Origin of the sequence: Caulobacter sp. DWR3-1-2 (assembly GCF_049896225.1) — a bacterium.
Lineage (GTDB): Bacteria > Pseudomonadota > Alphaproteobacteria > Caulobacterales > Caulobacteraceae > Caulobacter.
Window position 1 is genome coordinate 93,453 of record NZ_JAFCTW010000007.1, and the last position, 25,875, is coordinate 119,327.

Genomic DNA, 25,875 nt, shown 5'->3' on the forward strand with positions numbered 1-25,875 from the left:
TGATCCTCAACTGTGATCACAGTTTGCGTCGGACAGGCGACTGTCAAGATCAGGTCGTCATCGCCTCGGCGGGTTTGCGAGGTTGCATTTCCCCGTGATCTTCACACCGTGAGCAGGACGAAGAAAGCACCCTAGCCGCCCACCGCCACGCGCATCTTTTCCATGCCTTCCGACAGGTCGGCCGCTATGGCCTGGCGGGCGGCCTCGGCGTCGCCGGTCTTCAGGGCGTCCATGGCCTCGGCGTGGCGATCGGCCGGCAGGCCGACCGTGCCGACCCGGCCGAACACGACCCGCATGAACGGCCCGATCTGCAGCCACAGGGCGCGCGCCATCGACAGCAGCACCTCCGCCTCGGCCCGTTCGTAGATGGCGAAGTGGAAAGCGTGGTTGGCGGTCATGTAACCGTCGACGTCGCCGGCCGCGAGGGCCGCGTCCAGGCGCACGTCGATGGCCTTGAGCGCCCGGATGAGGGCGGCGTCGGCCTGGGACGCGGCGCGGGCGGCCAGTTCGGGCTCGATCCACAGCCGGGCCTGGGACAGCTGTTCCAGGCGGGCGGCGGTCAGGGACGGCACGGAAAGCCGCTTGTTGGCCGGGTTGATCGCAAGGGCCCGCTCGGCCACGAGCCGACGCACCGCGTCGCGCACCGGCATCGGACTGACCCCCAGCTCGGCGGCCAGGCTGCGCAGGGACACCCCGACGCCTGGCGCGATCCGGCCGGTGACCAGGGCCTGGCGGATGGAGTCATAGACCTGGTCGTGGACGGTGGGGCTGTCGGTGAGCGGACGTCTCGGCGAGGCCGGTGATGCTGATGGGGACACACACGCACTCCTCTGCCTGCGCCACGATCACACCGACGGGGAATTCGTATGTGTCCCCGACACATCCGCGCCCTGCCCGATTGACCTTGCCAGAAGACCCGCAATTGCGATCACAATGCAAGTCCTTGGGCAAGCCTGTACGGAGACCCGCCATGGCCGACATCCGCGCCAACGACCTCGACGCCTTCTGGATGCCGTTCACGCCCAACCGGCGCTTCAAGGCCAATCCGCGCCTGCTGAGCCGCGCTGAGGGCATGCACTATTACACCCCCGACGGCCGCCGGATCCTCGACGCCACCTCGGGCCTTTGGTGCGTTAACGCCGGGCACAACCGGCCCAAGATCGTCGAGGCCATTCGCCGTCAGGCCGGAGAAATGGACTATGCGCCGAGCTTCAACATGGGCCACCCCGCCGCCTTCGCCTTCGCCAGCCGTATCGCCCAGATCACGCCCAAGGGCCTGGACCGCATCTTCTTCACCGGCTCGGGCTCGGAGTCGGTCGACACCGCCCTGAAGATCGCCCTGGCCTATCACCGCGCCCGCGGCAAGGGGACCAAGACCCGGCTGATCGGCCGCGAGCGCGGCTATCACGGCGTCGGCTTCGGGGGCATATCGGTGGGCGGAATCCCCAAGAACCGGATGTATTTCGGAAGCTTGCTGACCGGCGTCGATCACCTGCCGCACACCCATGGCGTGGAAGGCAACCTGTTCTCGCAAGGCCTGCCGAAGAACGGCGCCGAACTGGCCGACACTCTGGAGGCCATCGTCGCCCTGCACGACGCCAGCAACATCGCCGCCGTCATCGTCGAGCCCGTAGCCGGCTCCACGGGCGTGCTCGTCCCGCCCGAAGGCTACCTGCAACGCCTGCGGGCGATCTGCGACAAGCACGACATCCTGCTGATCTTCGATGAGGTAATCACCGGGTTTGGCCGGGTCGGCGCGGCCTTCGCCGCCGAGCGCTTCGGGGTGATCCCCGACATGATCTGCATGGCCAAGGGCCTCACCAACGCCGCCGTCCCGGCCGGCGCCGTCGCCGCGTCCGAAGGAATCTACCAGGCGATGATGGACGGCGCCGACGCCCCCATCGAGCTCTTCCACGGCTACACCTATTCGGCCCACCCGCTGGCCTGCGCGGCAGGACTGGCGGCGCTGGAGGTCTACCAGGAAGAGGACCTGTTCAACCGCGCTCTGGCGATGGAGCCCTATTGGCGCGCCGCCGTGCATTCGCTGAAAGACGCCCGCCATGTCATCGACATCCGCGACTTCGGCCTGATCGCCGGCATCGAACTGGAGCCCCGTCTGGGCGCCCCCACGGCCCGCGCCATGGCGGCCTTCGAGACGGCCTTCGACCAGGGGCTTCTGGTGCGGGTGACCGGCGACATCATCGCCCTGTCGCCGCCGTTGATCATCGAGGAAGCGCAGGTCGATCAGGTGGTGGACACCATCCGGGCGGCGCTGGCGGGGGTGGATTGACCCTCTCTTAGCGGAGAAAGGGAAGAGCCTCCGCGAAGCGCGAGGCGGACTGGCCATGCGCCCATATTTCCGCATAACAGAGACCGCTGCCTCAGGGGACCCTCATGAAACGCCAGATCACCGCCGGCTTCGCCGCCCTGATGCTCATCGGCCTCGCCGCGCCGGCCCACGCCGGGCCGCGCGTCCCGCCGATCCCCAAGGCGGTGATCGCCGATCCGCCGCGAGACGCTGCCCATCCGGCCGACATGGCCGCCTTCACCGTTTCGACGGGCGGGGTGGGCGTCAACGCGCTGATGTACCTGGCCTCGGGCGATCAGCCGCATCCGACGATGCTGTTCCTGCACGGCTTCCCCGGCAACGAGACCAATATCGACCTGATGCAGGCCGTGCGCCGGGCCGGCTGGAATGTGCTGAAGATCAATTATCGCGGCTCGTGGGGCAGCCCCGGCAAGTTCTCGTTCGCCAATGCCCGGGTAGACGGCGAGGCGGCCACGGCCTTCCTGTTCGACCCAGCCAATGTCGCCAAATACCATATCGACACTACCAGGATCGTGGTGGCCGGCCATAGCATGGGCGGCTTCATGGCCGCTGACGCCGCGTCCACCGAGCCACGCGTGGCCGGAACCGTACTGATCGACGCCTGGGACATCGGCAAGAACGCGGCCCAGATCACCAGCCCCGCCACGCGCAAGGCGGCCGCCGACAAGATGCGGCCCGACACCCTTCCCCTGGCCGGGACCAGCGCCGAGTTGCTCGTCAAGGAGATTGAGGAGAACGCCGCCAAGCTGAATCTGGAAGCGCTGAGCGCCCGGATCGCCAGCCGTCCCGTGCTGATGATCGGCGCCGAACATGCCAGGGCGCCGACCATGCGCAAGCTGGCGGCCGCAGTCCGGGCCGCCCAGGCCACCGCCTTGACCGAAACCTACATGGACACCGACCACAGCTTCTCCGACGCGCGCATCGCGCTGGAGGGCGAGGTGATCCGCTGGCTAGGCCGCTTCGATCCGGCGAGCGCCAAGCCGGGCACGCCGCAGATTCCGCTGAGCGCGCCCTATGACGAGGCCAACCCCTTTGCCAAGATCCTGCGTGGCGAGGTCGTCGTGCCTAAGGTCTACGAGGACGACCAGGTGCTGGCCTTCATGGACTACGCGCCCGCCGAGCCCGGCCATGTGCTGGTGATCTCCAAGACTTCCAAGGCCCGAAACATCCTGGAGGTCTCGCCGCAGGACCTGTCGCGGATCATGGCCGTGGCCGCCCGCGTGGGCCAGGCCCAGGTCGACGGCCTGGGGGTCGAGGGCTTCACCATTGTCCAGAACAACGGCGTCGGCCAAAGCGTGCCGCACCTGCACATCCACGTCATCCCCCGCGCGGCCGGCAAGCCGCTGATGTTCGTCGAGCATGAGAAGGGCGATCCCCAGGCGATCGAGGCGATGGCGGCGAAGATACGGGCGGCGATGAAATAGTCGCCGAGGCGGGCCTGGATGCGGGCAGGCACACGTGGCTGTCCCCGTCCGTTGTCCGGCTCTAGCCAAACCGATCCACCACCGCTCGCGCCGCCGCCACGCCCGTGGCGAAACAGGCTTGCAGCAGGTACCCGCCGGTCGGAGCCTCCCAGTCCAGCATTTCGCCGGCCACGAACACGCCGGGAACGCCCCTCAGCTCCAGCCCGTCGAGACTGTCGAACCTCAGCCCGCCGGCCGAGGAGATCGCACGTTCAAGACCCTGGACGCCGGTCAGCACGATCGGCGCGGCCTTGATCGCCGCCGCCAAGGCGTCGGGCGCGACCGGCAGGGCCACGCCGTGGGCCTCGCGCAGCAGGCCGATCTCGACCGGCGACAGGCGGGCGGCCTTGCGCAGCCAACTTGACAGCGACTGGCCTCCCCGTGGCCGCGACAGGCGCGCGGTCAGTTGAGCCTCCGACACGTCGGGCCGCAGATCGACAACGAGCGTTGCGGATCCCCGCGCCTCGACCGCGTCACGCAAGGCGGCTGAGAGGGCGTAGACCGCCCCGCCCTCCAGGCCATAGCCAGCGGCCAGGGCGTCGCCGCGCGACGTCGCACCCTCGAAGCTCAGGCCAATGTTCTTCAGCGGTGATCCGGCGAAGCGCTCGCGCAACAGCGCCGTCCAGGCGACCGTGAACCCGACATTGGCCGGCCGGAACGGCGCCACCACAGCACCTCGCGCCGCCAGCAGCGCCGCCCAGGCGCCGTCCGAGCCCAACCGCGCCCAGCTGGCGCCGCCGAGGGCCAGGATCGTGGCGCGCGGCCGCACCGTCTGGACGCCATCAGCGGTGTCGAAGCTCAATGCTCCGGTCGCATCCCACCCGGTCCAGGTCGAGCGGGTGTTGAACGCAACCCCCTGCTCCTCCAGCCGCGCGATCCAAGCCCGCAGCAGCGGCGAGGCCTTCAGCGCCTTCGGAAACACCCGGCCGCTGGAGCCGACGAAGGTCGCCTGCCCCAGCCCTTCGGCCCAGGCGATCAGATCGGCCGGCTTAAAGGCCTCCAGCAGCGACCGCAGCGTCGCGCTCGCCGCGCCGTAGCGCTCGGCGAGCCGCTCGAAGTCCTCCGAATGGGTCAGGTTCAGCCCGCCGCGCCCGGCCATCAGGAACTTGCGCCCCAGGGTCGGCATGCGCTCGTAAACCGCCACCGACAGCCCCGCCCCGCTCAGCACCTCGGCCGCCATCAGCCCGGCCGGCCCGCCGCCGACCACGGCGACGTCTGGGGTCTGGGGTGCGGTCACGCAGGCTCGACGTCGGTCAGGGCGAAGTCGTCGCCTTTATAAAGCAACGGCACGCCGTTGGTCCGGGCACAGGCGTAGGCGAAGCAATCGCCCATGTTCAGCTTGGCGGGATGCACGCCCTTGCCAAAGCGAGCGTGAGCGACGAGGGCGAGATCACCTTCGGCGGCGCCGATATCCACGAGTCGTGCGCCAACGCTGGCCTGGAAGGCGGCCAGACGCGCGCTGGCCTGCGATATTTCATCCGCCGTCTCTCTTGCCACAGCGCGAACCGTCTCCCAGTTGGCGATCGGCGAGGTCAAAACAATTGTCGCGGCAGCCAAGGCAATGCGCAGCCGGTCGCGTTCGGGCTCGTTTAGGACGATGGCTGTCCAGGCCGACGCGTCGACGAACATCAGTCGCCGTTGATCATGTCGAAGAAAGCCTTGTCCGCCGTCAGACCGGTTCTAGGCACGGCGTCGAACTCCGCCAAAATGGCGTCCATGCGCGCCAGCTTTTCAGCCCGCACCTTGTCATCCGCCTCGCGCGCCCGGCGTACGGCCAGCTTGATGGCCTCGGTAATGCCAACGTGGTTGTCCTCGGCATATTGCCGCAACATCGCGTCGGCCTCGGCGTCTCGGACATGGAAGGGCATCGGAAACCTCCGTCTAGCCGGAACATAACATCGGCTAGACGCGTCGCCAACTCAGGCTCCAAACGCAAAGCGGGCGCTGGATGGCTCCAGCGCCCGCTCGCTAACCCATAGTTCGAAGAGGCTTAGGCGTTGACCGAAGCGGCGTCGATCTTGAAGCCCGGACCCATCGTCGAGGACAGGCCGATACGCTTCACATAGATGCCCTTGGCGCCGGCCGGCTTGGCCTTGACCAGAGCGTCGACCATCGCCTTGACGTTGATCAGCAGGGCTTCGTCGGTGAACGACACCTTGCCGATGCCGGCGTGGACGATGCCCGCCTTCTCGACGCGGAACTCGACGGCGCCGCCCTTGGCGTCCTTCACGGCTTGACCCACGTTCGGGGTCACGGTGCCGACCTTCGGGTTGGGCATCAGGCCGCGCGGGCCCAGCACCTTACCGAGGCGACCGACCAGGGCCATCATGTCCGGGGTCGCGATGACGCGATCGAAATCCATGAAGCCGCCGACGATCTTTTCGTACAGGTCTTCGGCGCCGACATGTTCAGCGCCCGCCGCGGTGGCTTCGGCCGCCTTGGCGTCCTTGGCGAAAACGGCGACGCGAACGTCGCGGCCGGTGCCCGACGGCAGGTTGACGACGCCGCGGACCTGTTGGTCGGCGTGGCGCGGATCGACGCCGAGATTGATCGAGAGTTCGACCGACTCGTCGAACTTGGCGTTGGCGTTGGCCTTCACGAGGGCGATGGCTTCGGCGACGGCATGCGCGGCTTCGCGATCGCCGGTCCAGGCCTGGATGCGCTTGGGTTGCTTGGCCATGGTCTAGGCCTCCACGATCTTAAGGCCCATGGCCTTGGCGGAGCCTTCGATGATCTTGGCCGCGGCCTCGATGTCGTTGGCGTTCAGGTCCTTCATCTTCTTTCCGGCGATCTCGCGCAGCTGGCTGCGCGTGACTTCACCGACGGTTTCGCGACCGGTCAGCTTCGCGCCGGACTTCAGGCCGGTGATCTGCTTCAGGTAGTGCGTCGCCGGGGGCGTCTTGGTGACGAAGGTGAACGACTTGTCTTGGTACACGGTGATCACGGTCGGCAGGGGGGTGCCCTTTTCGACGTTCTCGGTGCGCGCGTTGAACTCCTTGCAGAAGCCCATGATGTTGACGCCGCGCTGGCCCAGTGCGGGGCCGATGGGCGGTGAAGGCGTGGCGGAGCCGGCCTTCACCTGGAGCTTGATATAGCCCAGGATCTTTTTAGCCATTGTATCCTCTCAAGAAAGCCGGGTTTAGCGGCCTTCGCTGTGTGGCCGTGGTCCGGGCTGGCGGCCCTCCCACGGATTTGAGCTCGCCGCGAACGACGGGCACGCCCCGGGACGCAAGTCCTGGAGCGAGGCGCGGGATCTAGCAGGTGCGGGGTGGGGAGTCTAGGTGGGGGCGCAAGAGACGAGCCTGCAAGCGGACGCTTGGGAGGACCGTTATGGGTGGAAAGCGGACCTTGAACCTTAGCCCCATCCAGCGCTGTCGAGCATCTCTTTGCGTTCGTCTTCGGTGAGAAGCGCCATGCGGGCGAGAGTCCGCTTCCCCTTGGCTAGAGCGAGCACTGCTAGGATGCTGCTCACCAACGCGTCGTCACTCGCCGGCGGCAACTCTGCCAGCGCGCGCGCTTCCAAATCCGCCCATCCCAGATCGTAGTTCGCGGCTAGCCAAGGCGGTATCGCGGGATTGTCGTTGCCGTGCCGAGCTTCTTCGATCGTCGCTGCTAGGGCATACACGTTCCAATCGGGCTGCTGCGCCTGCTCCGTGTAGATGCGCACGATTGCTGGGATGGCGGCATACGATGCTTCGCCTACGTCGCCCTGATGATGCAGCTCTTCCCAGAATTCATCCCACACAGCCGCATCTCTTGAAGCGAGCCGTCGAAGCGCTGGCCTCACGTCATACGACCGCCTGAAGGCGCTCTGGAGTTCGCCCCAGCGCTCGTCGGAAAGATCAATCGGAAGAGGTTCCATAGGGCGATCAAGACCCGAAGTCGCTTGGGTTCGCAACGGGTGGATGTCGGACATCCAATCCTTTGCTACTCTTGGCCGATGCGCGAGCCAGATATTGAAGTTGACGGATGGTGCTTGGAAGATGGCGAAGCCTATCATGCCGAGGCTCCTGATACCTTTTGGATACCGGCCCGCGAGAGCCGGGAGAGCCTTGAACTTGGTGATCACGCGAAGCTGATATTCCGCTTCAACGTCGATGATGCGGAAGGGACAGTGGCGGTCGAGCGAATGTGGGTGCTGGTTCGAGAACGCATACCCGGTGGATATCTGGGCGTCCTCGACAACGACCCGGACGCCTTGGAAGAGAACGATGAATTCTGGAGCGGTATCGAACTCCCGTTCGCCCCCCAGCACGTGATCAACATCTCGTCACGGGACGTGGCCACCATCGCGCTGGCTAAGGGCGAGCCGAAGCGACGTTGGCCCCGCTAGGCTTGGCACAGACCCTTCGCATCAAATCCAGCTCTCCCGCCCATCATTAGGCAGCGAACTTCCCAGAGGTCCGAGAAGGGTGGATCGCGGACCTTGTTGACAGCTAAGTCGCAGGCGACATTAAGCGCATGCAAGACGACACATCACAGGCCGAGCTTTCCGCTCTTTTCCTTGCCGCTCGCGATGGGAGTGTCCGTATCTTCGGGCAGCGACAACTACGAGCTTTTGCCGATTATGTCGCAGCACATGGCGAGGTCATCCGTAATTTGGAAGCCTACGAAATCTCGGGTGAACTCGAAATACCACGTATCGAGCTAGGGCTTTATCAAGGGTCGGCGGACGAGGCCAACCAACCCGCTGCGGTGAGGCTGGCAGCATCGGAGGGCCGCCTGAAGGAAATCGTGCAGGATGCCGATGAGGAGCGTTGCTCGTTGGTCTTCGACGTCTGGACAGACGAGAACGACTAGTTCTTGGCGACTGGGTTAGCGGTCCTCGACCTAGCGCAGGGCCGTTGCATCCACCGTGTGGCTACTCAGCAAGTTCACGAAGGCGGCCTTGATGGCAGCCTTCAGCTGTTTCGGATCGTTGCTTGAATCGAGGCCCTCGGCGATGAAGGCAAGCTCGGCAAACTGATCTGCGGTGACGACGCCTTCCGATGGGATGAGGTCATCGACATGCAGAGGTAGCCCATCCTTGATGGAGCCGCAGAAGCCTAGCTCGACACAGATGTGATCTCGAAGGTCATCGTAGGCAGAATTCGGCATGAGCTCAGAATGGCCCGGGGTCCGCAATGACCACTATGGGTCGAAGTTGGCCATTCTCGCCATTGCCACAAAACGGACGCCTGCATCCTGCCCGCTCTTCTCCTCACCCGCTTCGCGGCGGAGGTGGCGCGGCGCCTTCGCACCGTGACGGAGGGGGCGTCTGCGGCGTTGGAGCGCCTCCTCCGTCACGATGCGTATTCGCATCGCGCCACCTCCGCCGTTTCACGGGTGACGAGAAGGCCTGTCGTTCCCCCGCCCCGCTGCCTCGGTCAGGTCGAACAGCAGCTTCGAGGCGCCCGCCGCGATCAACCACAGGAAGGCCAGGATGCGCAGCAGAGGCGCGGCTTGTGGATGGTGCGCGGCGAGGACGAGCAGTAGGACGAAGCCTCCGACCGCGGCCAAGGCCAGGGTCAGGGAAGCGAGCTTGCAGTGGAAGACGGACATCGGACGGTTCCGGACGGCGGATAAGGCCGTCGTTGTCGCGCCGGAAGGCGTAAGCGATCCATTCGGTATCGGGCTGGAGACGTAAGGGCGGCGTAAGGCCTGCCGACACCCACTTGCTCCCACCTGGCCGCTTCGCGGTCTGCCAGCGGCGAGGGGCGGAATGCAAAAACCCCGCGCCTTGCGAGCGCGGGGTTTTCGAATGCTTCGGTCGTGAAACCGCCTTTAGGCGATCTTCTCGACCTGGCTGTATTCCAGTTCCACCGGGGTGGCGCGGCCGAAGATCGAGACGGTGACGCGCAGGCGCGAGCGCTCCTCGTCGACCTGCTCGACCGAGCCATTGAAGCTGGCGAACGGGCCGTCGGTGACGCGGACGTTCTCGCCGATCTCGAACAGCACGACCGTCTTGGGACGCTCGACGCCCTCTTCGATCGCGCCGACGATGCGCTGAACTTCCTTTTCCGACACCGGCTGCGGCTTGGAGGCGCTACCCAGGAAGCCCGTGACCTTCGGAGTGTTCTTGATCAGGTGATAGGCTTCATCCGACAGGTGCATCTTCACCAGCACATAGCCGGGGAAGAACTTGCGCTCGGCATTGACCTTGCGGCCGCGACGGATCTCGACGACGTCCTCAGTGGGCACCAGGATTTCGGAGAAGCTGTCTTCCAGGCCGTGGCTCTTGGCCTGTTCGCGGATGCTCTCGGCCACCTTCTTCTCGAAGTTCGAGTAGGCGTGGACGATGTACCACTTGTGGTTCGGGTTGGACGCGGTTTCGGTGCTCATGGTGATTTCTTATCCCGCGGCGAACTTGAGGAGGAGGTTGGCGCCCATCCCCAGGATCCAGTCGGCGAACGTGAAGAACAGCGCGCTGATCACCACCATGATGAAGACCATCACCGAGGTGATCCAGGTCTCCTTGCGGGTGGTCCAGGTGATCTTGCGCGCCTCGGCCCGCACTTCCTGAGCGAACCGCATCGGGTTGAACGGCTTCTTGGGCGCGGCCGGGGCCGCGGTCTTGGCGACGTTGGACGCCCCGCCCGCGGGTGCGAGGGCCGCGGCCGTCTTGGCGGCGCGGCTCTTGATCGCTGACGGGCTCGAACCCGGTTTCCTGGCCATGACTTAAGAGGCTCGCGACTTTCGGTGGGTCAGCCCGAAAAGCCGGACCGACCGATGACATATAGTGGCAGGAGTGGAGGGACTCGAACCCACGACCCTCGGTTTTGGAGACCGATGCTCTACCAGCTGAGCTACACTCCTGCAGAACCGCGATCCCTTTAGCGGGGATCTTGGCTTTCCGACAATGAACATCGCGCCGGTAGGCTGTTCAAAAGCCCGCCAGCGCGTTGGTCTCATCGCCAGAGCCGCGTCGTTTAGCAGGGTCGTTCGAGCCGGGCAAGCGGCCCGGAGCGGGTTCGCGGCGTTCGGCGTTCGGCGCGGCGGCGTTCTTTGCCGGACCGGACCCGGATCAAGGGCGCAGGCGGCGCGTTGGAGATGACCAACAACCGACCAGACGGAGGATTTCGCCATGCCGACACCAACCAGCCCGACGCAGGATCGGCCGTCCAACCGCGAGGTCGAGAACGAGAATCAGCGACCTTCAGAGGCCGGCGATGGGGGTGGCAAGGCCCCACGCCCCGCGACGGAGCCGCGAGGCGCCGAAGATAGCTCAACCTCGCCAAAAACCCAGACGGATCCGGGTTCGGGCGAGGCCTGAGCGATCAGCCAGCTTTTTCCGGCGCCGGCGCTGCGGCGGGCGCCGCGCACTGGATATTGAGATAGGACCACTTCACGTCGACGAGCTGGCGTCCGCACTCGGTGTTCTTGCCCAGGTCGCGACCTTGCAGCGACACGGCCACGCCCTTGGCGGGGTCTGGCGCCGGGGAAGCTCCAGAGATGTCATAATAACCGCCGCCCGGACCGCGCACCACGATGCACGATGTCGATTCGACGGGTCGAACACAGCCCGAGGCCGTGACCGACTTGCCTTCAAGGGCCACCGGCTGGGCCTTTTCGGCCTTGGTGGCCGCGTTCTCGCCGCAAGCCGCCAAGCTTAACGCTAACAGACTGGCCGCCGCGGCGGCCTTTACGAACCTTACCCGCATACGTTCCTCCGTATCATTGGCCTCGCGCCAAAGGCGACGAGACAAAGGAAGAGTGCGCCCGGTTTAGGGAGGCGGCAACACAATTTTGACACGGTTCAAAAAACAGGCGTCACGGTTTTTGACGCTTTTGAGGAAGATTTTCTCAAGGCCCTTTCAGACCTCGAAAGTTGACATCGGCATGGCTGTGCTCACATGAGACGTGGGTCGCCTCAGGGCCGTGGCGACACCCTCTAGAATCTCGCGCCTCGCCGCGCGGCAAGGACTTAGAAGACACGCACCATGACGGCCACGACGATTGCGCCCCCGCCCAAGGAAGCCGCCCAGCACACCGAGACCGTCCTGTGGGTCAAGCATTGGACGGACCGTCTGTTCAGCTTCGCCATAACCCGTCCGGCCAGCTTCCGTTTCCGCTCCGGCGAGTTCGTGATGATCGGCCTGCCGCCCCGTGAGGAGCTGGGCGAGAAGAAGCCCATCTTGCGCGCCTATTCGATCGGCTCACCCAGTTTCGCCGAGGAACTGGAGTTCTTCTCGATCAAGGTCCCCGACGGCCCCCTGACCTCGCGCCTGCAGCAGATCCAGCCGGGTGATCACGTGCTGCTGGGCAAGAAGCCGACCGGCACCCTGGTGCTGGACGCCGTGCGGCCGGGCAAGCGCCTGTTCCTGTTCGGCACCGGTACGGGCCTGGCGCCCTGGCTGGCCGTGGCCCGCGACCCCGACGCCTATAGCCGCTTCGAGCAGGTGATCGTCGCCCACGGCGTGCGTGAGGTGCAGGAACTGGCCTATCGCGACCTGTTCACCTCGGAAATTCACGATGACCCGCTGGTCGGCGACGAGGCCAGGGCTCAGCTCGTCTATTACCCCACCGTCACCCGCGAGCCGTTCGAGCGTCAGGGCCGGTTCACCGACCTGATCGAGAGCGGCCAACTGTTCCGCGACCTTGGCCTGGACGCCGTCAAGTTTGATCCCGAGCACGACCGCGCCATGCTGTGCGGCTCGATGGCGATGATCAAGGACACCGCCGCCTTGCTGGAAGCCCACGGGCTGAAGGAAGGCTCCAACGCCGAGCCTGGCGACTTCGTGATCGAGCGGGCGTTTGTGGGCTGATCTGATCCGGGAGTATGGCTCGTGAGCGACGACGTTCCTCCACTCAAGAACCTCACCGTCGAAGAGGCCCGCGCCCGCATGCTGGCCGACGCCGGGCGGCTGGGCTTCGAGGCGGTGACCCTGGAGGCGGGCCTGGGCCGGGTGCTGGCCGCCGCCATCGTCGCGGACCGTGACCAGCCGCCCTTCGACGCTTCGGCCATGGACGGCTGGGCGGTGCGCTTCGGCGACCTTGCCCCTGGCGCGCATTTCCAGGTGGCCGGCGAGAGCGCCGCCGGCCATGCCCATGCCCGCCCCGTCGAGGCCGGCCAGGCGGTGCGGATCTTCACCGGCGCCCCCGTGCCGCCCGGCGCCGATACGGTGGTGATCCAGGAGAGCGCCTCACGCGACGGCGGAGTGGTGACCTTCCAGATCGACCGCGATCCGCCGCCCCGCAACATCCGCCCAGCCGGCGGCGACTTCAGGTCCGGCGACACCTTGCTGCCGGCCGGCGCGCGGCTGGATGCTTGGACGCTGTCCCTGGCCGCCTCGGCCGGCCGGGCCCGACTGAGTGTCGCGCGACGGCCGCGCGTCGCCATCCTGGCCACCGGCGACGAACTCGTGCCCCCCGGCCACATCCCGGCTCCCGACCAGATCTTCGAGTCGGGCTCCTTCGCCTTGGCGGCCCTGGTCGAGGGCTGGGGCGGCGAGGCCGAGCGGCTTAAGGCTCGGGGCGACGACTTGGACGCCATCGCCGACGCGGTCGCCGAATGCTCGGCCGACCTGATCGTCACCGTCGGCGGCGCCTCGGTCGGCGACCACGACCTGGTCAAGCCGGCGCTGAAGACGCTCGGCTTGGCCTTGCGCGTCGAGACCGTCGCGGTGCGCCCCGGCAAGCCGACCTGGTTCGGGCGCCTGGCCGACGGTCGGCGTGTGCTGGGCCTGCCGGGCAATCCCGCCTCGGCACTGGTCTGCGCCGAGTTGTTCCTGCGCCCGCTACTGGCCGCCCTGACCGGCGCCGATCCGGCCCTGCCGATCAGCGCCGGCGCCCTGGCCACGCCCCTGCCCGCCAACGGCCCGCGAGAACACTGGATGCGCGCCGTGCGAACGATCGACGATGAAGGTCGGGTGAGGGTCACGCCGTTCCCCGACCAGGACTCCTCGCTGATAGGGGTGTTTTCACGGGCCGACTGCCTGGTGGTCAGACCAGCCAGCTCTCCGGCGGCGGAGGTTGGAGATGTGGTGAGGCTGCTGCCGCTGGCGCGGGGTTAAAAGGCGGTCGCCCACGGCCCCTGACGCCATCTGGCGCCGCAACCGCGACGCCACGCGACGAGCATGCTAAGCCCATTGCGAAGCGGCCTGACGGCGGTCGCGGCGGAGTTTCGTCAATGGGTCGAATGGGCAAGATCGCGGCGCATGTGGTGCTGGCCTTCATGGCCCTGCTCCTGGCCCAGGTGCTGAGCGCCGGCGTCGCCCCCCTTGCCCCCTCGGCCCTGGCCCATGCCGCCCTGTTCGCCGTGGCGGCCCTGCTGGTCGAGATCCTGTTCCAGGTCGAGCGTTCGCCGTGGCGGTTCTTCGCCGCCAGCGACGGCCTTCGCCTGGCCCGTTCGGCCTTGCTGACCACCCTGACCTTCGCCCTGCTGGCCCGCCTGGCCGGCGTCTGGCAGCCTGGCGGCTTGCGCACCCTGGCCGTCGCCTTCCTGCTGCAGACCGCCCTGCTGGCCGGTCTGCGAATTGTACGCCGCACAGTGCACGAGGACATTCTGGTCGAGTCGCTGCTTCGCCTGCGCCCCGCCCCCGCCTCGCCCGCCCTGCCCCGCCTGCTGATCGTCGGTTCGGCCAGCGAAGCCGAGGCCTTCCTGCGCGCCTCCGCCACCGTCGGCGAGCGCTACGCGCCGGTCGGAGTGCTGACCCCCGAGGCCCGCGAGACCGGCGATGAGCTCAGCGGCGTCTGCGTGCTGGGCGTGATCGCCGATTTCGACGCCGTGATGGCCCAGTTGCGCGACGGCGGGCTGCAGCCAGCCGCCCTGCTGTTCCTGACCGAGGGCCCGCTCAGCGCCTTTGGGGCCGAGCGCCTGGGCCGGTTGAAGACCGAGGGCGTGCGTCTGCTGCGTCACCACGGGGTGGTCGACATGGGCGCGACCGGCGGCGGCGCTCTGCGCGAGATCAGCCTCGAGGAGCTGCTCAGCCGCGCGCCGGTGCGGCTCGATCCCGAACCCGTCCGCGCCCTGGTGGCCGGCCGACGGGTGCTGGTCACCGGGGCCGGCGGCAGCATCGGCTCGGAATTGGCGCGGCAGATCGCCGCCAGCGGCTGCGCCCAACTGACTCTGCTGGACGCCGCCGAGGCCAACCTCTTCCACATCGACCGCGAGTTGGGCGAGGCCTGGCCGCAGATGGCCCGCCGCGACGTGCTGTGCGACGTGCGCGACGCGGCCCGCCTGGCCCTGGTGTTCGCCGCCGAAAAGCCCGAGATCGTCTTCCACGCCGCCGCCCTCAAGCACGTCACACTTGTCGAGAACCACCCTTGCGAGGGCGTGCGCACCAATGTGCTGGGCAGCCGCAATGTCGCCGCCGCCGCCAAGGCCTGCGGCGCGGCCCACCTGGCCCTGATCTCCACCGACAAGGCTGTGGCCCCGGCCAGTGTGATGGGCGCCACCAAGCGCGTGGCCGAGACCGTGGTCCGGCAGTTCGGGGCTGGCGGACCGGGCGAGCCGGGTCCGCGCGTCAGCATCGTGCGGTTCGGCAATGTGCTGGGCTCGGCCGGCTCGGTGGTGCCGATCTTCCAGCACCAGATCGCCCGCGGCGGCCCGGTCACCCTGACCGACGCGCAGGTCGAGCGCTATTTCATGACCATCCCCGAGGCGGTGCAACTGGTGCTGCGCGCCGTGGCCCTGTCGGCGGCCGACGTGGAACCCCCAATAGGCGTCTTGACGCTAGAGATGGGCGAGCCGGTCAAGATCATCGATCTGGCCCGGCGGATGATCGAGCTGCAGGGCCTGGTCCCCGACCGCGACATCGAGATCCGCATCACCGGCCTTCGCCCTGGCGAGAAGCTCACCGAGGCCCTGGTTGACATCAACGAGGCCGCCCGCCCCAAGGCCCCGGGCGTCACCGAGGCCGCGCCCCTGACCCCGGCCGCGCCGATCGCCGCCGAGGCCTTGGCCAAGCTCGAGGCCGCCGCCCTGGCCGGCGACGAGTTCGGCGTCCGCGCCCAGCTGTTCGCCATGGTGGAGGGGTTGCGGACGGTCGCGCCGCCGAAGCCGGCCAAGGCAAGGACGAAGGTTTGATCTAAAGTCCGCCTATCCCGGCAAACGCCCAAAGGGATGCGCACATCTCGAAAAGATGCCGCAGCGTCGTATTCGTTTTCCTTCTCCCCTTGCGGGAGAAGGTGGCGCTGTAGCCGTCGGAGGCAGCCTTACTCCCGCAAGGGGGAGAAGAATATTCAGGGCCAACGTGTTCGAACGGATGACGCTCAGTGGAAATCCCGGCTCCGCAGCAGCCGCCCCGACACCCGCGACCGCATCACGGGCGGCGCAGCGTTGGGGTCCTCCTTGATCCGCGCCAGCTCGGCCGACAGATCGGTGAAACTGTCGGCGACCACGTGGGTCACGCCATCGGCTTGCTGGACCTTGCCGTGCACCACCAGGAACGAGGCGCTCATCACGGTGCGGCGGTTGGCGTCGAAACAGTCCTTCCAGACCACCGCATTGGCCACGCCCGTCTCGTCCTCCAGGGTGACGAACACCACGCCCTTGGCGGTGCCCGGCCGCTGGCGGATCAGCACCAGACCACCGACCGAGACCTTGCGGCCGTTGCGCAAACTCTTCAGCCCCTCGGCGGGGATGATCCCCATCGCGTCCATCATCGGGCGGAAAAACCTCAGCGGGTGGGCCTTCAGCGACAGGCTGGTGGTGCGATAGTCCTCGGCCACCTGCTGGGGCAGGCCCATGGCCGGCAGGTTCACGGTGGCTTCGAATAGCGGCAGGCCGGCCAGCAGCGGCGCCTGGCTCCCGACCTTGACCTCGCCCTTCAGCCCCTTGACGGCCCATAGGGCGTCGCGCCGCGACAGGCCCATCGAGGCGAAGGCGTCGGCCTCGGCCAGCAGTTCCAGGACGCGTTGCGACATTCCGGCCCGCGCGAAGTCGGCCGGCGAGCGGGCCCCGGCGGCGCGGGCCTCGAGCAGGATCGCGATGTCCTCCTTGTCCTGGACGCCCTTGACCTGGCGCAGACCCAGGCGGACGGCCTTCCAGTGAGGCCGCGTCTCGGGGTCATTGATCCTATCGCTTCGAAATTCTCCTCTTCCGCTGGAGGGGGAGGGAGGCTCCAGGGTGCAGTCGAAGTCGCTCATCAGCACGTCCGGCCCCCGCACCTCGACCCCATGCTCTCGCGCATCGCGCACCAACTGAGCCGGCTGGTAGAACCCCATCGGCTGAGAGTTGATCAGGGCTGCGCAGAACACGTCTGGCCAGGCCCATTTGATCCAGGCGGAGACATAGACCAGCTTGGCGAAGCTGGCCGCGTGGCTTTCGGGAAAGCCGTAATGGCCGAAACCCTCGATCTGCTTGAAACAGCGGCTGGCAAAGTCGTGTTCATAGCCGCGCCGCACCATGCCGCCGACGAACTTATCGCGATATTCGGCCGGATCGCCCAGGTCCTTGAAGGTGGCCATGGCCTTGCGCAGGCCATCGGCCTCGTCCGGCGTGAACTTGGCGGCGGTGATGGCCAGGCTCATGGCCTGTTCCTGGAACAGCGGCACGCCGAGTGTCTCGCCGAGGATTTGCTGGAGTTCATCAGGGTCGCCGTGCTCCGGCGAGGGCGACGGCCATTCGGGCTTTTCCTGCCCGTTCTTTCGCCGCAGGTAGGGATGCACCATGTCGCCCTGGATCGGCCCAGGTCTGACAATCGCCACCTCGATGACCAGGTCGTAGAACCGGTTGGGCTTCAAACGCGGCAGCATCGACATCTGCGCCCGGCTCTCGACCTGGAACACGCCCACGCTGTCGGCGGCGGTCAGCATGTCGTAGACGCCCTTCACCTCCTTGGGCACGTCGGCCAGGTCGGTGATCGCCACGCCGTGATCGGCCCGCAGCATGCCGAACGCGCGCTGGATGGCGGTCAGCATGCCCAGGGCCAGGATGTCGACCTTCATCAGTTTCAGGCTGTCGATGTCGTCCTTGTCCCACTCGATGAAGGTGCGGTCCTTCATCGCCGCGTTGCCGATGGGCACGGTTTCGTCCAGCCGCCGCTTGGTCAGGACAAAGCCGCCGACATGCTGCGACAAATGGCGTGGGAACTGCAGCAGTTCGGTGGCCAACACTATGGCCCGCCTGATCTGCGGATTGGCCGGATCCAGCCCTGTCTGCCGGATGTGGTCTTCGGGCAGGCCATCGCCCCAACTGCCCCACACCGTGTTGGCCAGGATGGCGGTGATATCCTCGGTCAGACCCAGGGCCTTGCCGACGTCTCGGATGGCGCTGCGCGGCCGGTAATGGATCACCGTGCCACAGATGGCGGCGTACTCGCGGCCATAGCGCTCATAGATATACTGCATCACCTCCTCGCGCCGCTCGTGTTCGAAATCGACGTCGATGTCCGGCGGCTCGCCGCGGTTCTCGGAGATGAAGCGGGTGAACAGCAGGCGGTGCTCGGTGGGATCGATGGACGTCACCCCCAGGCAGAAGCAGACCGAGGAATTGGCCGCAGAGCCGCGCCCCTGGCACAGGATGCCCATCTCCCGCGCCTTCTGGACGATGTCATGCACGGTGATGAAGTAGTTGGGATACTCCATCTTCTGGATCAGCCGCAGCTCCTCGCGAAGTTGGTCGGCGACCTTGGCCGAGACCCCCTCGGGATAGCGCCAGGCCGCGCCTTTCCAGGTCAGGTCCGCCAGGTGCTGCATCGCCGTCTTCCCCGCCGGCACGGGCTCGTCGGGATAGTGTTCCTTGACGTCGCTCAAATCGAAGTCAATGCGCTCGACGATCTCCAGCGTGCGCTCAACCGCCTGGGGCCAGCGCTCAAAGAGGCGGGCCATTTCCTGGGGGCGCTTCAGATGGCGCTCGGCGTTGGCTTCCAGGCGAAAGCCCGCCTCCTGGATCGTGCAGCCTTCACGGATGCAGGTCAGGACGTCCTGCAGGGTTCGGCGTTCGGGCGCGTGGTACAGCACGTCGTTGGTGGCGACCATCGGCGCGCGCGCGTCCCGCGCCAGGTCGGCCAGGCGCGCCAGGCGCCGGAGATCCTGGGCCGCATAGGCGCGATTGGCCGTGAGCCAGACCCGACCGCGCAACTCACTGGCCATCGCGCCAAGCCTGCTCTCGAAGGCGTCATCCAGCGTGCTGGGCGGCACGATCAAGGCCAACTGGCCCTCGGCGTGCTGCAGGAAGTCCTCCCAGAAGAGCTGACATTCGCCCTTGTCGCCACGCCGCTGGCCCACGGTCAGCAAGCGGGTCAATCGGCCGAACGCCTCGCGATCCGAGGGGTAGCAGAGCAGGCTCGGCGTATCGTCGGCGAAGTCCAGGCGACAGCCGGTCAGCGCGCGGACCTTAAGCCTGTTCTCCTTTGCAAATGTCCAGGGCCGCACCACCCCGGCCAGGGTGTTGCGGTCGGTGACGCCCAAGGCCTTCAAGCCATAGGCCTCAGCGACCGTGATCAACTCCTTGGCGTGGGAGCCTCCGCGCAGGAAGGAGAAATTGGTGGTGGCCTGAAGCTCGGCATAGGCGAGGCTCATGGGCGAAACAGCCTAACCAAACAGGCCATGCAGCCACCATTTGGGATCGTCGCCAACGCCGTAGAAGCCCTGGCGATAGATCCAGAACCGTTCCCCGGCCTCATCCTCCACACGGTAATAGTCGCGGATCTTGGCCGGCCCGATGGTGTTGAAATCGGATCGCCACCATTCTTGGCCGATCCGCTCGGGCCCCTCGGCGCGGCGCACCCGATGGGCCTGGCCTCGCCACTGAAATTGGATGGGCGGGTCGTCAGGCAGCTTGGCCATCACCGCGATCGCCTCCGGGCGCTTGAAAAGCCGCGTGGGGCGGGGACGGTCGGGATTCCAGGTCTTGCCGGACGGCGGCCCCAGCGGCGCGCGGCGCGTCACCGACCGCTCGGGAACATGACTTTCCCGGGGCTCGTCGCGCCAGACCTTGCCGCCCAAGCGGTTGACCAGCCGATCGACCAGGGGGGCCAGGTTCTCGTCAATCCCCGCGCCAGCCTCTGCGTCCAGGCGCACCTGGACAGTCGACAGGCGTTCGACCTCGTGGGCGTAAACCGTGACCACTTCGACGCCAAAGCCGGGATCGACCGTATCGAGCTTGGGTGTCAGCAGCCGTGTCACGCGTCCGGCGTCGCGGCCAGGTCGCGACAAGCCGGCCCGGATCGGTATGGCCTTGCCATCGAGACGGTGGAAAACGATCTCGAAGCGCCGCGCGCCCTGCCCCTCCTCTTCAAGCCGCCGACAGATCAGGGCCACGGCGTCGCCAACAACGCGCCCCAGGTCATCCGGCGCGCTGATCGGTTCGAAGAAGGCTAGCCGGTCGCACCAGGGCGTAGCCGGCCGCTGAAAGCGCAAGGCCTCGCTCGCCGCGCCCAGGGCCTGGTCCAGCCGCAGGGTCAGGGCCATGCCAAACCGTCGCGCCAGTTGGGCTCGCGGCAGGCCCAGAAGTTGCCCCACATGGAACAGTCCCAGCCGCGGCAGCTGGGCCTGGGCGGCGGCGTCCAGGCGCAGGGCGGCGACCGGCAAGGGGGCCAGCAGCGGCGCCTGGCTGCGGGGCGGGGCGATGGTGCGGTCGGGGGCGAAGCGGGCCAGGGCCCAGGCCGCGCCCGGGGTGTCGGCGATCGCGCCCCTCGCCGGCGCGCCCCAGCGGTTCAGGCGGGCCAGCAGGTCGTCCAGCATCGCCGCCTCGCCGCCCCACAGGTGGGCGACGCCTTCGATGTCGAGGAACAGGCCGTCCGGCCCATCGATGGCCACGGCCGGCGAGAAGCGCACGCACCAGTCGCAGAGAATCTCCAGGGCGGCGCGGTCGCCGACGGGATCGTAATCGTCGCCGTGCAAATCCGGGACCAGGGCCGCGGCGTCGGCGGCCTTCTGGCCGACATAGAGACCGCAGGCGGCCGCCGCCTCGTCCACGGCGGCCAGACGTCGGGTCCCGCCCTCGATGGCGATCAGGGCTATAGGTCCTCCCCCCCTGGGGGAGGTGTCGGCGAAGCCGACGGTGGGGGGAGAATTATGCCGACGGCCCGTGGCTGGATCGACCTTCCGATCATTCCTCCCACCGATCGCTACGCGATCACCTCCTCCATAGGGGGAGGACTCACCCGACCCGCTGAAATTCGGAGTCTTCCTCAACCACGTCGTGATCGGCCAGTTGCGACACCAGACGGAAAGGATGCGGGCCATGGGCGGCCTCCGCTTTTTCGAGGATCCAGGCCCCGGGACGTCCGCCCCGGCACCGTTCGAGTTCGACCCGCCAGCGCGGCGGGCCCAGGCCAAGGTCGCCTGGCGGCGGCTGGCTGGGCGCGGCGGTGATGCGCCAGCGGGTCTGGGCGGCCGAGCCAGAGACCTCGCGCATCTTGCCCACTGGCCCGCCAAACGGTCTTCGACGCAGGAGCACGCCGATCGAGCCTCGCTTCTCACAGGCTAGCTGGAGACGGCGGCCCGCCTTGAGGTCTGGCGCTTCAGCCTCGCCCACGGCGGCAACCACGCCGATCGTGGAGAGGGCGTCTTCCAGCACGGCCAGCACCTCGGCCTCGTCGCGGGCCTTGACCAGGATCAGCCGCTCGGACGGAAAGCCCAGGTTCACCAAGCCCGGGACGTGCAGGTCGTCGCGCCGCATCACCCAGACCACCGCGCCTTGGGTGGCCAGGGGTCGGAGCAGCAAGGCGGAAAACGCCGTCGGGGCCGCGCTGGTCTCTTCCCCCAAGCCCGCGCCGCCCACTTCGTGCCAGGCCCCGCGCGGAAGACCGCCAGCTGGAAAACAGCCGTCGATGCGCGGATCGCCGAATGGCAGGACGGGAGGTGGAGTCCGAGTCCCCGCTTGCAAGGCGGCGATCTGGGCTCTCAAAGCCGGAAGGGCGTCGGTCGCCCCGGCCATATCTCACACTCCAATGTTCCACTTTTGTTCTGGCCTTACGGACTTGGAGAGTCAAGCGGAGCCCTGCATTGTGCGTCAAAATGGCCGTGTGAAGCCGCCAGGAGACGAGGCTTCCACGGCGGGGGGAGCGCGGGCGGCGTGGGTCCTAAAACCGCGCCTCGGTCCTCCACCACTTGCTGACCAGCATCGGACCGAACGCGGCGCTGATGCCGCAGGCGTCGGCGAACAGGTCGAACCACGACGCGTCGCGGCCGACGAAGGCCTGCAGGATCTCGATCGCCCCGCCGAACGCCAGGATCACCAGGCCGATGCGGTGCAAGCGGCTCAGCGGCAGGGCCAGGCTTGCCAGGATGCTCAGTACATAGAAGACGATGAAGTGCTTGGCCTTGTCCCAGGGGATCAGGCCGATGCTGTCATTGTCCGGCAGCAGGGCCCGGGCCAGGGCGCAGACCGACGCGGCCAGGAAGACGATGAAGATCAGGCGGTTGATCTTGCGGGCGCGGAGGGACATCGAAACTCCTGGCTGGACGCTCGCACCTAGCCGGTCCCGTGCGGCTTGAAAATGGCCAAGCGGGGCCTTGGCCGCATCCCCTCGCAGAGTGCACGGCATCTGCACTCTTTTCCCTCTCCCCTTGCGGGAGAGGGTGGCGGCCGAAGGCCGTCGGGTGAGGGGTCGCGCCAACGAAAACCGCCGCGCCCAGCGGTCAGGCTGGACGCGGCGGAGGCTTCTGAGAGACCCCTCATCCGGCGGCTACACCGCCACCTTCTCCCGCAAGGGGAGAAGGACAGGGCGATCAGAACGTCAGGGCGCGGGCTTCCTTGACGTGCGGCAGGGCCTGGATCCTGGCCAGCAGGGCCTCGTCCGGCGCCTGATCGACGCCGACCAGAGCAATGGCGTCTTCGTCGGCCGACAAGCGGCCCAGGTTGAAGGTGGCGATGTTGACGCCCGCCTCGCCCAGCAGCATGCCCAGCGCGCCGATGAAGCCCGGCTTGTCGAGGTTGTTGATATAGAGCATGGCCGGGGCGAAGCCTGCGTCCAGTTCCATGCCCTTGACCTCGACCATGCGCGGCGCGCCGGCGATCACCGTGCCGGCAAAGGCGCGCTTGCCCTTTTCGGTGGTGATGGTGATGCGCATCAGGCTGTCATAGGTGGGGCTGACCTCCTGGCGGCTCTCGGAGACGGTGATGCCGCGCTCCTTGGCCACGGCGGGCGCGGAGACCATGTTGATCTCGGCCAGCATCGGCTTGAGGATGCCGGCCAGGGCGGCCGAGGTCATCGGCTTGACGTTGAGGTTGGACACCTCGCCCTCATAGGCGATGTCGATCGCCAGAATGCCGAAGTCGACCATCTGGCCGGCCAGGGCGCCGATCTTCTCGGCCAGGGCCACGAAGGGCTTCAGCTTGGGGGCCTCCTCGGCGCTGACCGAGGGGCTGTTGAGAGCGTTGGTCACCGCGCCGGTCAGCAGATAGTCGCTCATCTGCTCGGCGACCTGCAGGGCGACGTTCTCCTGGGCCTCGTTGGTGCTGGCGCCCAGGTGGGGGGTGGCCACCACGCGGTCGGAGCCGAACAGCGGATTGGCCTTGGCCGGCTCCTCGGTGAAGACGTCGAAACCCGCGCCGCCCACATGGCCGCTGTCGAGCAGTTCGCGCAGGGCGACCTCATCGACCAAGCCGCCCCGGGCGCAATTGACGATCAGCACGCCCTTCTTGGTCTTCTTAAGCGCGTCGGCCGACAGGATGTTGCGGGTCTTGTCGGTCAGCGGGGTGTGCAGGGTGATGACGTCGGCGCGGGCCAGAAGCTCGTCCAACTCGACCTTCTCGACGCCCATCTCGACGGCGCGCTCGGGCGACAGGAAGGGGTCATAGGCCACGACCTTCATCTTCAGGCCCAAGGCGCGGTCGGCGACGATGCCGCCGATGTTGCCGGCGCCGATCAGGCCCAGGGTCTTGGCGTACAGCTCCACGCCCATGAAGCGGTTCTTTTCCCACTTGCCGGCCTGGGTGCTGGCGTCGGCCGCTGGCAGCTGGCGGGCCAGGGCGAACATCATGGCGATGGCGTGCTCGGCGGTGGTGATCGAGTTGCCGAACGGGGTGTTCATCACCACGATGCCGGCGGCGGTGGCGGCCGGGATGTTGACATTGTCGACGCCGATGCCGGCCCGGCCGATGACTTTAAGCTTCTTGGCGGCGGCGATGACCTCGGGGTCGGCCTTGGTGGCCGAGCGGACGGCCAGACCGTCATAGTCGCCGATGATTTCCAGCAGCTCGGCCTTGGTGAGGCCGGTCTTGACGTCGGCCTCGACACCGCGGGCGGTGAAGATCGCGACGGCGGCGGGGGACAGGCTGTCGGCGATGAGGACGCGGGGAGCGGTCATGATTTGGAGTTCCTTGCGGAGAATTTGGTGGGGACACTCCCCCCTCCGATCCTTGGGACCACCTTCCCCACAGGGAGAGGACTGATCTCGAAGTCCTCCCCCTGTGGGGGAGGTGTCGGCGCAGCCGACGGAGGGGGAGTAGCGCTAGGTTAAGCGGCGGCCAACTCAGCCGAAACAGACGCGAAGGCCCAATCGAGCCAGGGCGTCAGGGCCTCGACGTCGGAGGCCTCGACGGTGGCGCCGCACCAGATGCGCAGGCCGGCCGGAGCGTCACGATAGCCGCCGATGTCGAGGGCGGCGCCCTCCTTCTCGAGCAGGCTGGCCAGCTTCTTGGCGAAGTCGGCCTGGGCGTCGTCCGACAAGGCGCAAATCGTGGGATCGACAACCTTGAGGCACACCGAGGTGTTGGAGCGGATGTCCGGCGTCGCCGCCAGGAACTCGACCCACGGGGTCTTGGCCACCCAGTCGGCCAGCACGGCCAGGTTCTGGTCGGCGCGGCCCTGCATGGCTTCCAGCCCGCCGATCGAGGCGGCCCATTTCAGGGCGTCCAGCGCATCCTCGACGCAGAGCATGGAGGGCGTGTTGATGGTCGCGCCCTCGAAGATGTCGGCGGCCAGCTTGCCGCCCTTGGTCATGCGGAACAGCTTGGGCATCGGCCAAGGCGGCGTGTAGCTCTCCAGGCGAGCGACGGCGCGGGGCGACAGGATCAGCACGCCGTGCGCGCCTTCGCCGCCCAGGGCCTTCTGCCAGGAGAAGGTCACGACATCCAGCTTGGTCCAGTCCAGGTCCTGGGCGAAGGCGGCGCTGGTGGCGTCGCAGATGGTGATGCCTTCCCGATCGGCCGAGATGAAGTCAGCGTTCGGAACGCGGACGCCCGAGGTGGTGCCGTTCCAGGTGAAGACCAGGTCCTTGGCCGGATCGACCTTGGAGATGTCGGGCAGCTGGCCGTAGGGGGCGTCGAGCACCTCGACGTCGGGCAGCTTCAACTGCTTGGTCACGTCGGTGACCCAGTCCTTGCCGAACGATTCGAAGGCCAGCAGTTGCACCGGGCGGGCGCCCAGCATCGACCACATGGCCATCTCGACGGCGCCGGTGTCGGAACCGGCGACGATGCCGATTAGAAAGTCGGCGGGCACTTCCAGCACTTCGCGCGTCTGGTCGATGGCGGCTTTCAGGCGGCCCTTGCCCAGCTTGGAGCGGTGCGACCGGCCGAGCACGGCGTTTCTGAGATTTTCGGGGGTCCAGCCAGGCCGTTTGGCGCAGGGGCCGGAAGAGAACTCGGGACGAGCCGGGCGGATCGCCGGCTTGGCGAGGGGGGTGGTCATAGCGATGTCTCCCATCCTTACAGATGGACAGCGCCCCGTTGGGGGGACGTGGCCCGCCGGCGAAAGACCGCGTTTCGCTGGCAAAGGCAAGGAGAGATTTTGCCGCGGGGAGAACGAATCATCCGCGTGCGGCAATTATTTTGCGCCGCGCGCGCGCTTGCGCCAGCTTACGACGATGCCCAGCAGAATGCAGATCAGCACGCCGATCGAGTTCAGGTTATTGACCAGACCATAGGTGCGATCATGCGGACGCTCGCCGACGATATAGTAGGCGTGCAGGCTAAACTGCATGGCCTGCAACAGCATCGCGCCACCGAGCCAAAGACTGGCGTAGCGCAGGGCGAGCAGCAGGAAGCTCAAGCCGTAGATGCCCTCACACAGAAGATAGACCACTGGCTGCGAGGCGGGCGGCAATAGGAGTTGGATCAGGGGATAAACAATCGTGCCCACTAGCACGATTAACGCGCCCCAGCGCTCTGCGGGCGCGCCACGAGCCCAGGCCAAGCCGCACACCGTCAAGGTGACGATCAGTCCCAGAATGAGGGCGAATTGAATGTGCATCCCTAGAGTCTCTAAC

At 67.1% G+C, this 25,875-nt stretch carries 26 protein-coding genes and 1 tRNA gene; 7 read left to right on the forward strand and 20 right to left on the reverse strand.

Annotated features, from left to right (window positions below; translation table 11 throughout):
- Positions 1 to 131: 131 nt before the first annotated feature.
- Positions 132 to 818 carry a GntR family transcriptional regulator gene (locus ACP696_RS12100; RefSeq protein WP_426043830.1) on the reverse strand — a complete coding sequence of 229 codons (687 nt, stop codon included), beginning with the start codon at positions 816 to 818 and terminating at the stop codon, positions 132 to 134.
- Positions 819 to 970: 152 nt separating this feature from the next.
- Here ACP696_RS12100 and ACP696_RS12105 point away from each other — a divergent pair, with 152 nt between their 5' ends.
- Both ACP696_RS12105 and ACP696_RS12110 read left to right on the forward strand, forming a co-directional pair.
- The gene (locus ACP696_RS12105; RefSeq protein ID WP_426043831.1) at positions 971 to 2,290 is read left to right on the forward strand and encodes an aspartate aminotransferase family protein; all 1,320 of its coding nucleotides are present in this window, start codon (positions 971 to 973) and stop codon (positions 2,288 to 2,290) included.
- Between the two features lie 104 nt (positions 2,291 to 2,394).
- Positions 2,395 to 3,753, forward strand: coding sequence for an alpha/beta fold hydrolase (locus ACP696_RS12110; RefSeq protein ID WP_426043832.1), 1,359 nt, complete (start codon positions 2,395 to 2,397; stop codon positions 3,751 to 3,753).
- Between the two features lie 61 nt (positions 3,754 to 3,814).
- On the opposite strand, the gene ACP696_RS12115 is transcribed toward ACP696_RS12110, so the two are convergent.
- The 6 genes from ACP696_RS12115 to ACP696_RS12140 all read right to left on the reverse strand — a co-directional run bounded on the left by ACP696_RS12115 (position 3,815) and on the right by ACP696_RS12140 (position 7,792).
- Entirely contained in the window at positions 3,815 to 5,029 is a 1,215-nt protein-coding gene (locus ACP696_RS12115; protein WP_426014667.1) for an NAD(P)/FAD-dependent oxidoreductase, read from the reverse strand.
- Complete coding sequence (locus ACP696_RS12120) at positions 5,026 to 5,421, reverse strand: type II toxin-antitoxin system VapC family toxin (protein WP_426014665.1); 396 nt, start codon at positions 5,419 to 5,421, stop codon at positions 5,026 to 5,028. The genes ACP696_RS12115 and ACP696_RS12120 overlap by 4 nt, the downstream gene beginning before the upstream one ends.
- On the reverse strand, positions 5,421 to 5,660 hold the full coding sequence (locus tag ACP696_RS12125) for a type II toxin-antitoxin system VapB family antitoxin (RefSeq protein WP_426014664.1): 240 nt from the start codon (positions 5,658 to 5,660) through the stop codon (positions 5,421 to 5,423). Before ACP696_RS12125 ends, ACP696_RS12120 begins: the two co-directional genes overlap by 1 nt.
- A gap of 122 nt (positions 5,661 to 5,782) precedes the next feature.
- On the reverse strand, positions 5,783 to 6,472 hold the full coding sequence (gene rplA, locus ACP696_RS12130) for a 50S ribosomal protein L1 (RefSeq protein WP_426014661.1): 690 nt from the start codon (positions 6,470 to 6,472) through the stop codon (positions 5,783 to 5,785).
- A gap of 3 nt (positions 6,473 to 6,475) precedes the next feature.
- Positions 6,476 to 6,907, reverse strand: a complete 432-nt coding sequence (gene rplK, locus ACP696_RS12135; RefSeq protein WP_426014659.1) for a 50S ribosomal protein L11 — start codon at positions 6,905 to 6,907, stop codon at positions 6,476 to 6,478.
- Between the two features lie 240 nt (positions 6,908 to 7,147).
- Complete coding sequence (locus tag ACP696_RS12140) at positions 7,148 to 7,792, reverse strand: hypothetical protein (protein ID WP_426014657.1); 645 nt, start codon at positions 7,790 to 7,792, stop codon at positions 7,148 to 7,150.
- Here ACP696_RS12140 and ACP696_RS12145 point away from each other — a divergent pair.
- Positions 7,769 to 8,125 carry a hypothetical protein gene (locus tag ACP696_RS12145; RefSeq protein WP_426014655.1) on the forward strand — a complete coding sequence of 119 codons (357 nt, stop codon included), beginning with the start codon at positions 7,769 to 7,771 and terminating at the stop codon, positions 8,123 to 8,125. The genes ACP696_RS12140 and ACP696_RS12145 overlap by 24 nt on opposite strands.
- A gap of 128 nt (positions 8,126 to 8,253) precedes the next feature.
- On the forward strand, positions 8,254 to 8,592 hold the full coding sequence (locus tag ACP696_RS12150) for a hypothetical protein (RefSeq protein ID WP_426014653.1): 339 nt from the start codon (positions 8,254 to 8,256) through the stop codon (positions 8,590 to 8,592).
- A gap of 30 nt (positions 8,593 to 8,622) precedes the next feature.
- Here the strand turns inward: ACP696_RS12150 and ACP696_RS12155 are convergent, their stop codons facing one another.
- The 6 genes from ACP696_RS12155 to ACP696_RS12180 all read right to left on the reverse strand — a co-directional run bounded on the left by ACP696_RS12155 (position 8,623) and on the right by ACP696_RS12180 (position 11,432).
- On the reverse strand, positions 8,623 to 8,889 hold the full coding sequence (locus ACP696_RS12155; RefSeq protein WP_426014651.1) for a hypothetical protein: 267 nt from the start codon (positions 8,887 to 8,889) through the stop codon (positions 8,623 to 8,625).
- A gap of 222 nt (positions 8,890 to 9,111) precedes the next feature.
- Positions 9,112 to 9,333 (reverse strand): hypothetical protein, encoded by a 222-nt coding sequence (locus ACP696_RS12160; RefSeq protein ID WP_426014650.1) that lies wholly within the window; start codon positions 9,331 to 9,333, stop codon positions 9,112 to 9,114.
- A 222-nt stretch (positions 9,334 to 9,555) separates the two neighbouring features.
- Positions 9,556 to 10,113, reverse strand: a complete 558-nt coding sequence (gene nusG, locus ACP696_RS12165) for a transcription termination/antitermination protein NusG (protein ID WP_426014647.1) — start codon at positions 10,111 to 10,113, stop codon at positions 9,556 to 9,558.
- Positions 10,114 to 10,122: 9 nt separating this feature from the next.
- Entirely contained in the window at positions 10,123 to 10,446 is a 324-nt protein-coding gene (gene secE, locus ACP696_RS12170; protein WP_426014645.1) for a preprotein translocase subunit SecE, read from the reverse strand.
- A 65-nt stretch (positions 10,447 to 10,511) separates the two neighbouring features.
- Positions 10,512 to 10,587: transfer RNA gene (locus ACP696_RS12175), tRNA-Trp, on the reverse strand.
- A 461-nt stretch (positions 10,588 to 11,048) separates the two neighbouring features.
- Entirely contained in the window at positions 11,049 to 11,432 is a 384-nt protein-coding gene (locus tag ACP696_RS12180; RefSeq protein ID WP_426014644.1) for a hypothetical protein, read from the reverse strand.
- A 279-nt stretch (positions 11,433 to 11,711) separates the two neighbouring features.
- On the opposite strand from ACP696_RS12180, the gene ACP696_RS12185 reads away from it, so the two are divergent.
- The 3 genes from ACP696_RS12185 (at position 11,712) to ACP696_RS12195 (ending at position 15,799) form a co-directional block, all read left to right on the forward strand.
- Complete coding sequence (locus ACP696_RS12185) at positions 11,712 to 12,536, forward strand: ferredoxin--NADP reductase (RefSeq protein ID WP_426014642.1); 825 nt, start codon at positions 11,712 to 11,714, stop codon at positions 12,534 to 12,536.
- Between the two features lie 21 nt (positions 12,537 to 12,557).
- Positions 12,558 to 13,784 (forward strand): gephyrin-like molybdotransferase Glp, encoded by a 1,227-nt coding sequence (gene glp, locus ACP696_RS12190; protein ID WP_426014639.1) that lies wholly within the window; start codon positions 12,558 to 12,560, stop codon positions 13,782 to 13,784.
- 116 nt (positions 13,785 to 13,900) lie between these two features.
- On the forward strand, positions 13,901 to 15,799 hold the full coding sequence (locus tag ACP696_RS12195; RefSeq protein ID WP_426014637.1) for a polysaccharide biosynthesis protein: 1,899 nt from the start codon (positions 13,901 to 13,903) through the stop codon (positions 15,797 to 15,799).
- A gap of 185 nt (positions 15,800 to 15,984) precedes the next feature.
- Here ACP696_RS12195 and ACP696_RS12200 read toward each other — a convergent pair whose 3' ends face one another.
- From ACP696_RS12200 to ACP696_RS12230, 7 genes are all read right to left on the reverse strand, one after another.
- On the reverse strand, positions 15,985 to 19,236 hold the full coding sequence (locus tag ACP696_RS12200; protein WP_426014636.1) for an error-prone DNA polymerase: 3,252 nt from the start codon (positions 19,234 to 19,236) through the stop codon (positions 15,985 to 15,987).
- 12 nt (positions 19,237 to 19,248) lie between these two features.
- Positions 19,249 to 20,904 (reverse strand): Y-family DNA polymerase, encoded by a 1,656-nt coding sequence (locus ACP696_RS12205; RefSeq protein WP_426031625.1) that lies wholly within the window; start codon positions 20,902 to 20,904, stop codon positions 19,249 to 19,251.
- Positions 20,819 to 21,598, reverse strand: coding sequence for an ImuA family protein (locus tag ACP696_RS12210; protein WP_426014632.1), 780 nt, complete (start codon positions 21,596 to 21,598; stop codon positions 20,819 to 20,821). Before ACP696_RS12210 ends, ACP696_RS12205 begins: the two co-directional genes overlap by 86 nt.
- Before the next feature lie 145 nt (positions 21,599 to 21,743).
- Positions 21,744 to 22,109 (reverse strand): VanZ family protein, encoded by a 366-nt coding sequence (locus ACP696_RS12215; RefSeq protein ID WP_426043833.1) that lies wholly within the window; start codon positions 22,107 to 22,109, stop codon positions 21,744 to 21,746.
- A 283-nt stretch (positions 22,110 to 22,392) separates the two neighbouring features.
- Positions 22,393 to 23,973, reverse strand: coding sequence for a phosphoglycerate dehydrogenase (gene serA / locus ACP696_RS12220; RefSeq protein ID WP_426043834.1), 1,581 nt, complete (start codon positions 23,971 to 23,973; stop codon positions 22,393 to 22,395).
- 149 nt (positions 23,974 to 24,122) lie between these two features.
- Positions 24,123 to 25,298: a phosphoserine transaminase gene (locus ACP696_RS12225; protein WP_426032943.1), complete on the reverse strand. Its 1,176-nt coding sequence runs from the start codon at positions 25,296 to 25,298 to the stop codon at positions 24,123 to 24,125.
- A gap of 135 nt (positions 25,299 to 25,433) precedes the next feature.
- Positions 25,434 to 25,859, reverse strand: coding sequence for a hypothetical protein (locus ACP696_RS12230; protein ID WP_426014624.1), 426 nt, complete (start codon positions 25,857 to 25,859; stop codon positions 25,434 to 25,436).
- Positions 25,860 to 25,875 lie beyond the last annotated feature (16 nt).

Excerpts from the sequence above, each read along its gene's own strand:
- ACP696_RS12105 (WP_426043831.1), top strand. The coding sequence starts at position 971 with ATGGCCGACATCCGCGCCAACGACCTCGACGCCTTCTGGATGCCGTTC.
- ACP696_RS12110 (WP_426043832.1), top strand. The coding sequence starts at position 2,395 with ATGAAACGCCAGATCACCGCCGGCTTCGCCGCCCTGATGCTCATCGGC.
- ACP696_RS12120 (WP_426014665.1), bottom strand. The coding sequence starts at position 5,421 with ATGTTCGTCGACGCGTCGGCCTGGACAGCCATCGTCCTAAACGAGCCC.
- ACP696_RS12125 (WP_426014664.1), bottom strand. The coding sequence starts at position 5,660 with ATGCCCTTCCATGTCCGAGACGCCGAGGCCGACGCGATGTTGCGGCAA.
- rplA (WP_426014661.1), bottom strand. The coding sequence starts at position 6,472 with ATGGCCAAGCAACCCAAGCGCATCCAGGCCTGGACCGGCGATCGCGAA.
- rplK (WP_426014659.1), bottom strand. The coding sequence starts at position 6,907 with ATGGCTAAAAAGATCCTGGGCTATATCAAGCTCCAGGTGAAGGCCGGC.
- ACP696_RS12140 (WP_426014657.1), bottom strand. The coding sequence starts at position 7,792 with ATGATAGGCTTCGCCATCTTCCAAGCACCATCCGTCAACTTCAATATC.
- ACP696_RS12150 (WP_426014653.1), top strand. The coding sequence starts at position 8,254 with ATGCAAGACGACACATCACAGGCCGAGCTTTCCGCTCTTTTCCTTGCC.
- ACP696_RS12155 (WP_426014651.1), bottom strand. The coding sequence starts at position 8,889 with ATGCCGAATTCTGCCTACGATGACCTTCGAGATCACATCTGTGTCGAG.
- ACP696_RS12160 (WP_426014650.1), bottom strand. The coding sequence starts at position 9,333 with ATGTCCGTCTTCCACTGCAAGCTCGCTTCCCTGACCCTGGCCTTGGCC.
- nusG (WP_426014647.1), bottom strand. The coding sequence starts at position 10,113 with ATGAGCACCGAAACCGCGTCCAACCCGAACCACAAGTGGTACATCGTC.
- secE (WP_426014645.1), bottom strand. The coding sequence starts at position 10,446 with ATGGCCAGGAAACCGGGTTCGAGCCCGTCAGCGATCAAGAGCCGCGCC.
- ACP696_RS12180 (WP_426014644.1), bottom strand. The coding sequence starts at position 11,432 with ATGCGGGTAAGGTTCGTAAAGGCCGCCGCGGCGGCCAGTCTGTTAGCG.
- ACP696_RS12185 (WP_426014642.1), top strand. The coding sequence starts at position 11,712 with ATGACGGCCACGACGATTGCGCCCCCGCCCAAGGAAGCCGCCCAGCAC.
- ACP696_RS12195 (WP_426014637.1), top strand. The coding sequence starts at position 13,901 with ATGGGTCGAATGGGCAAGATCGCGGCGCATGTGGTGCTGGCCTTCATG.
- ACP696_RS12200 (WP_426014636.1), bottom strand. The coding sequence starts at position 19,236 with ATGAGCCTCGCCTATGCCGAGCTTCAGGCCACCACCAATTTCTCCTTC.
- ACP696_RS12205 (WP_426031625.1), bottom strand. The coding sequence starts at position 20,904 with ATGGCCCGCATCCTTTCCGTCTGGTGTCGCAACTGGCCGATCACGACG.
- ACP696_RS12210 (WP_426014632.1), bottom strand. The coding sequence starts at position 21,598 with ATGGCCGGGGCGACCGACGCCCTTCCGGCTTTGAGAGCCCAGATCGCC.
- ACP696_RS12215 (WP_426043833.1), bottom strand. The coding sequence starts at position 22,109 with ATGTCCCTCCGCGCCCGCAAGATCAACCGCCTGATCTTCATCGTCTTC.
- serA (WP_426043834.1), bottom strand. The coding sequence starts at position 23,973 with ATGACCGCTCCCCGCGTCCTCATCGCCGACAGCCTGTCCCCCGCCGCC.
- ACP696_RS12225 (WP_426032943.1), bottom strand. The coding sequence starts at position 25,298 with ATGACCACCCCCCTCGCCAAGCCGGCGATCCGCCCGGCTCGTCCCGAG.
- ACP696_RS12230 (WP_426014624.1), bottom strand. The coding sequence starts at position 25,859 with ATGCACATTCAATTCGCCCTCATTCTGGGACTGATCGTCACCTTGACG.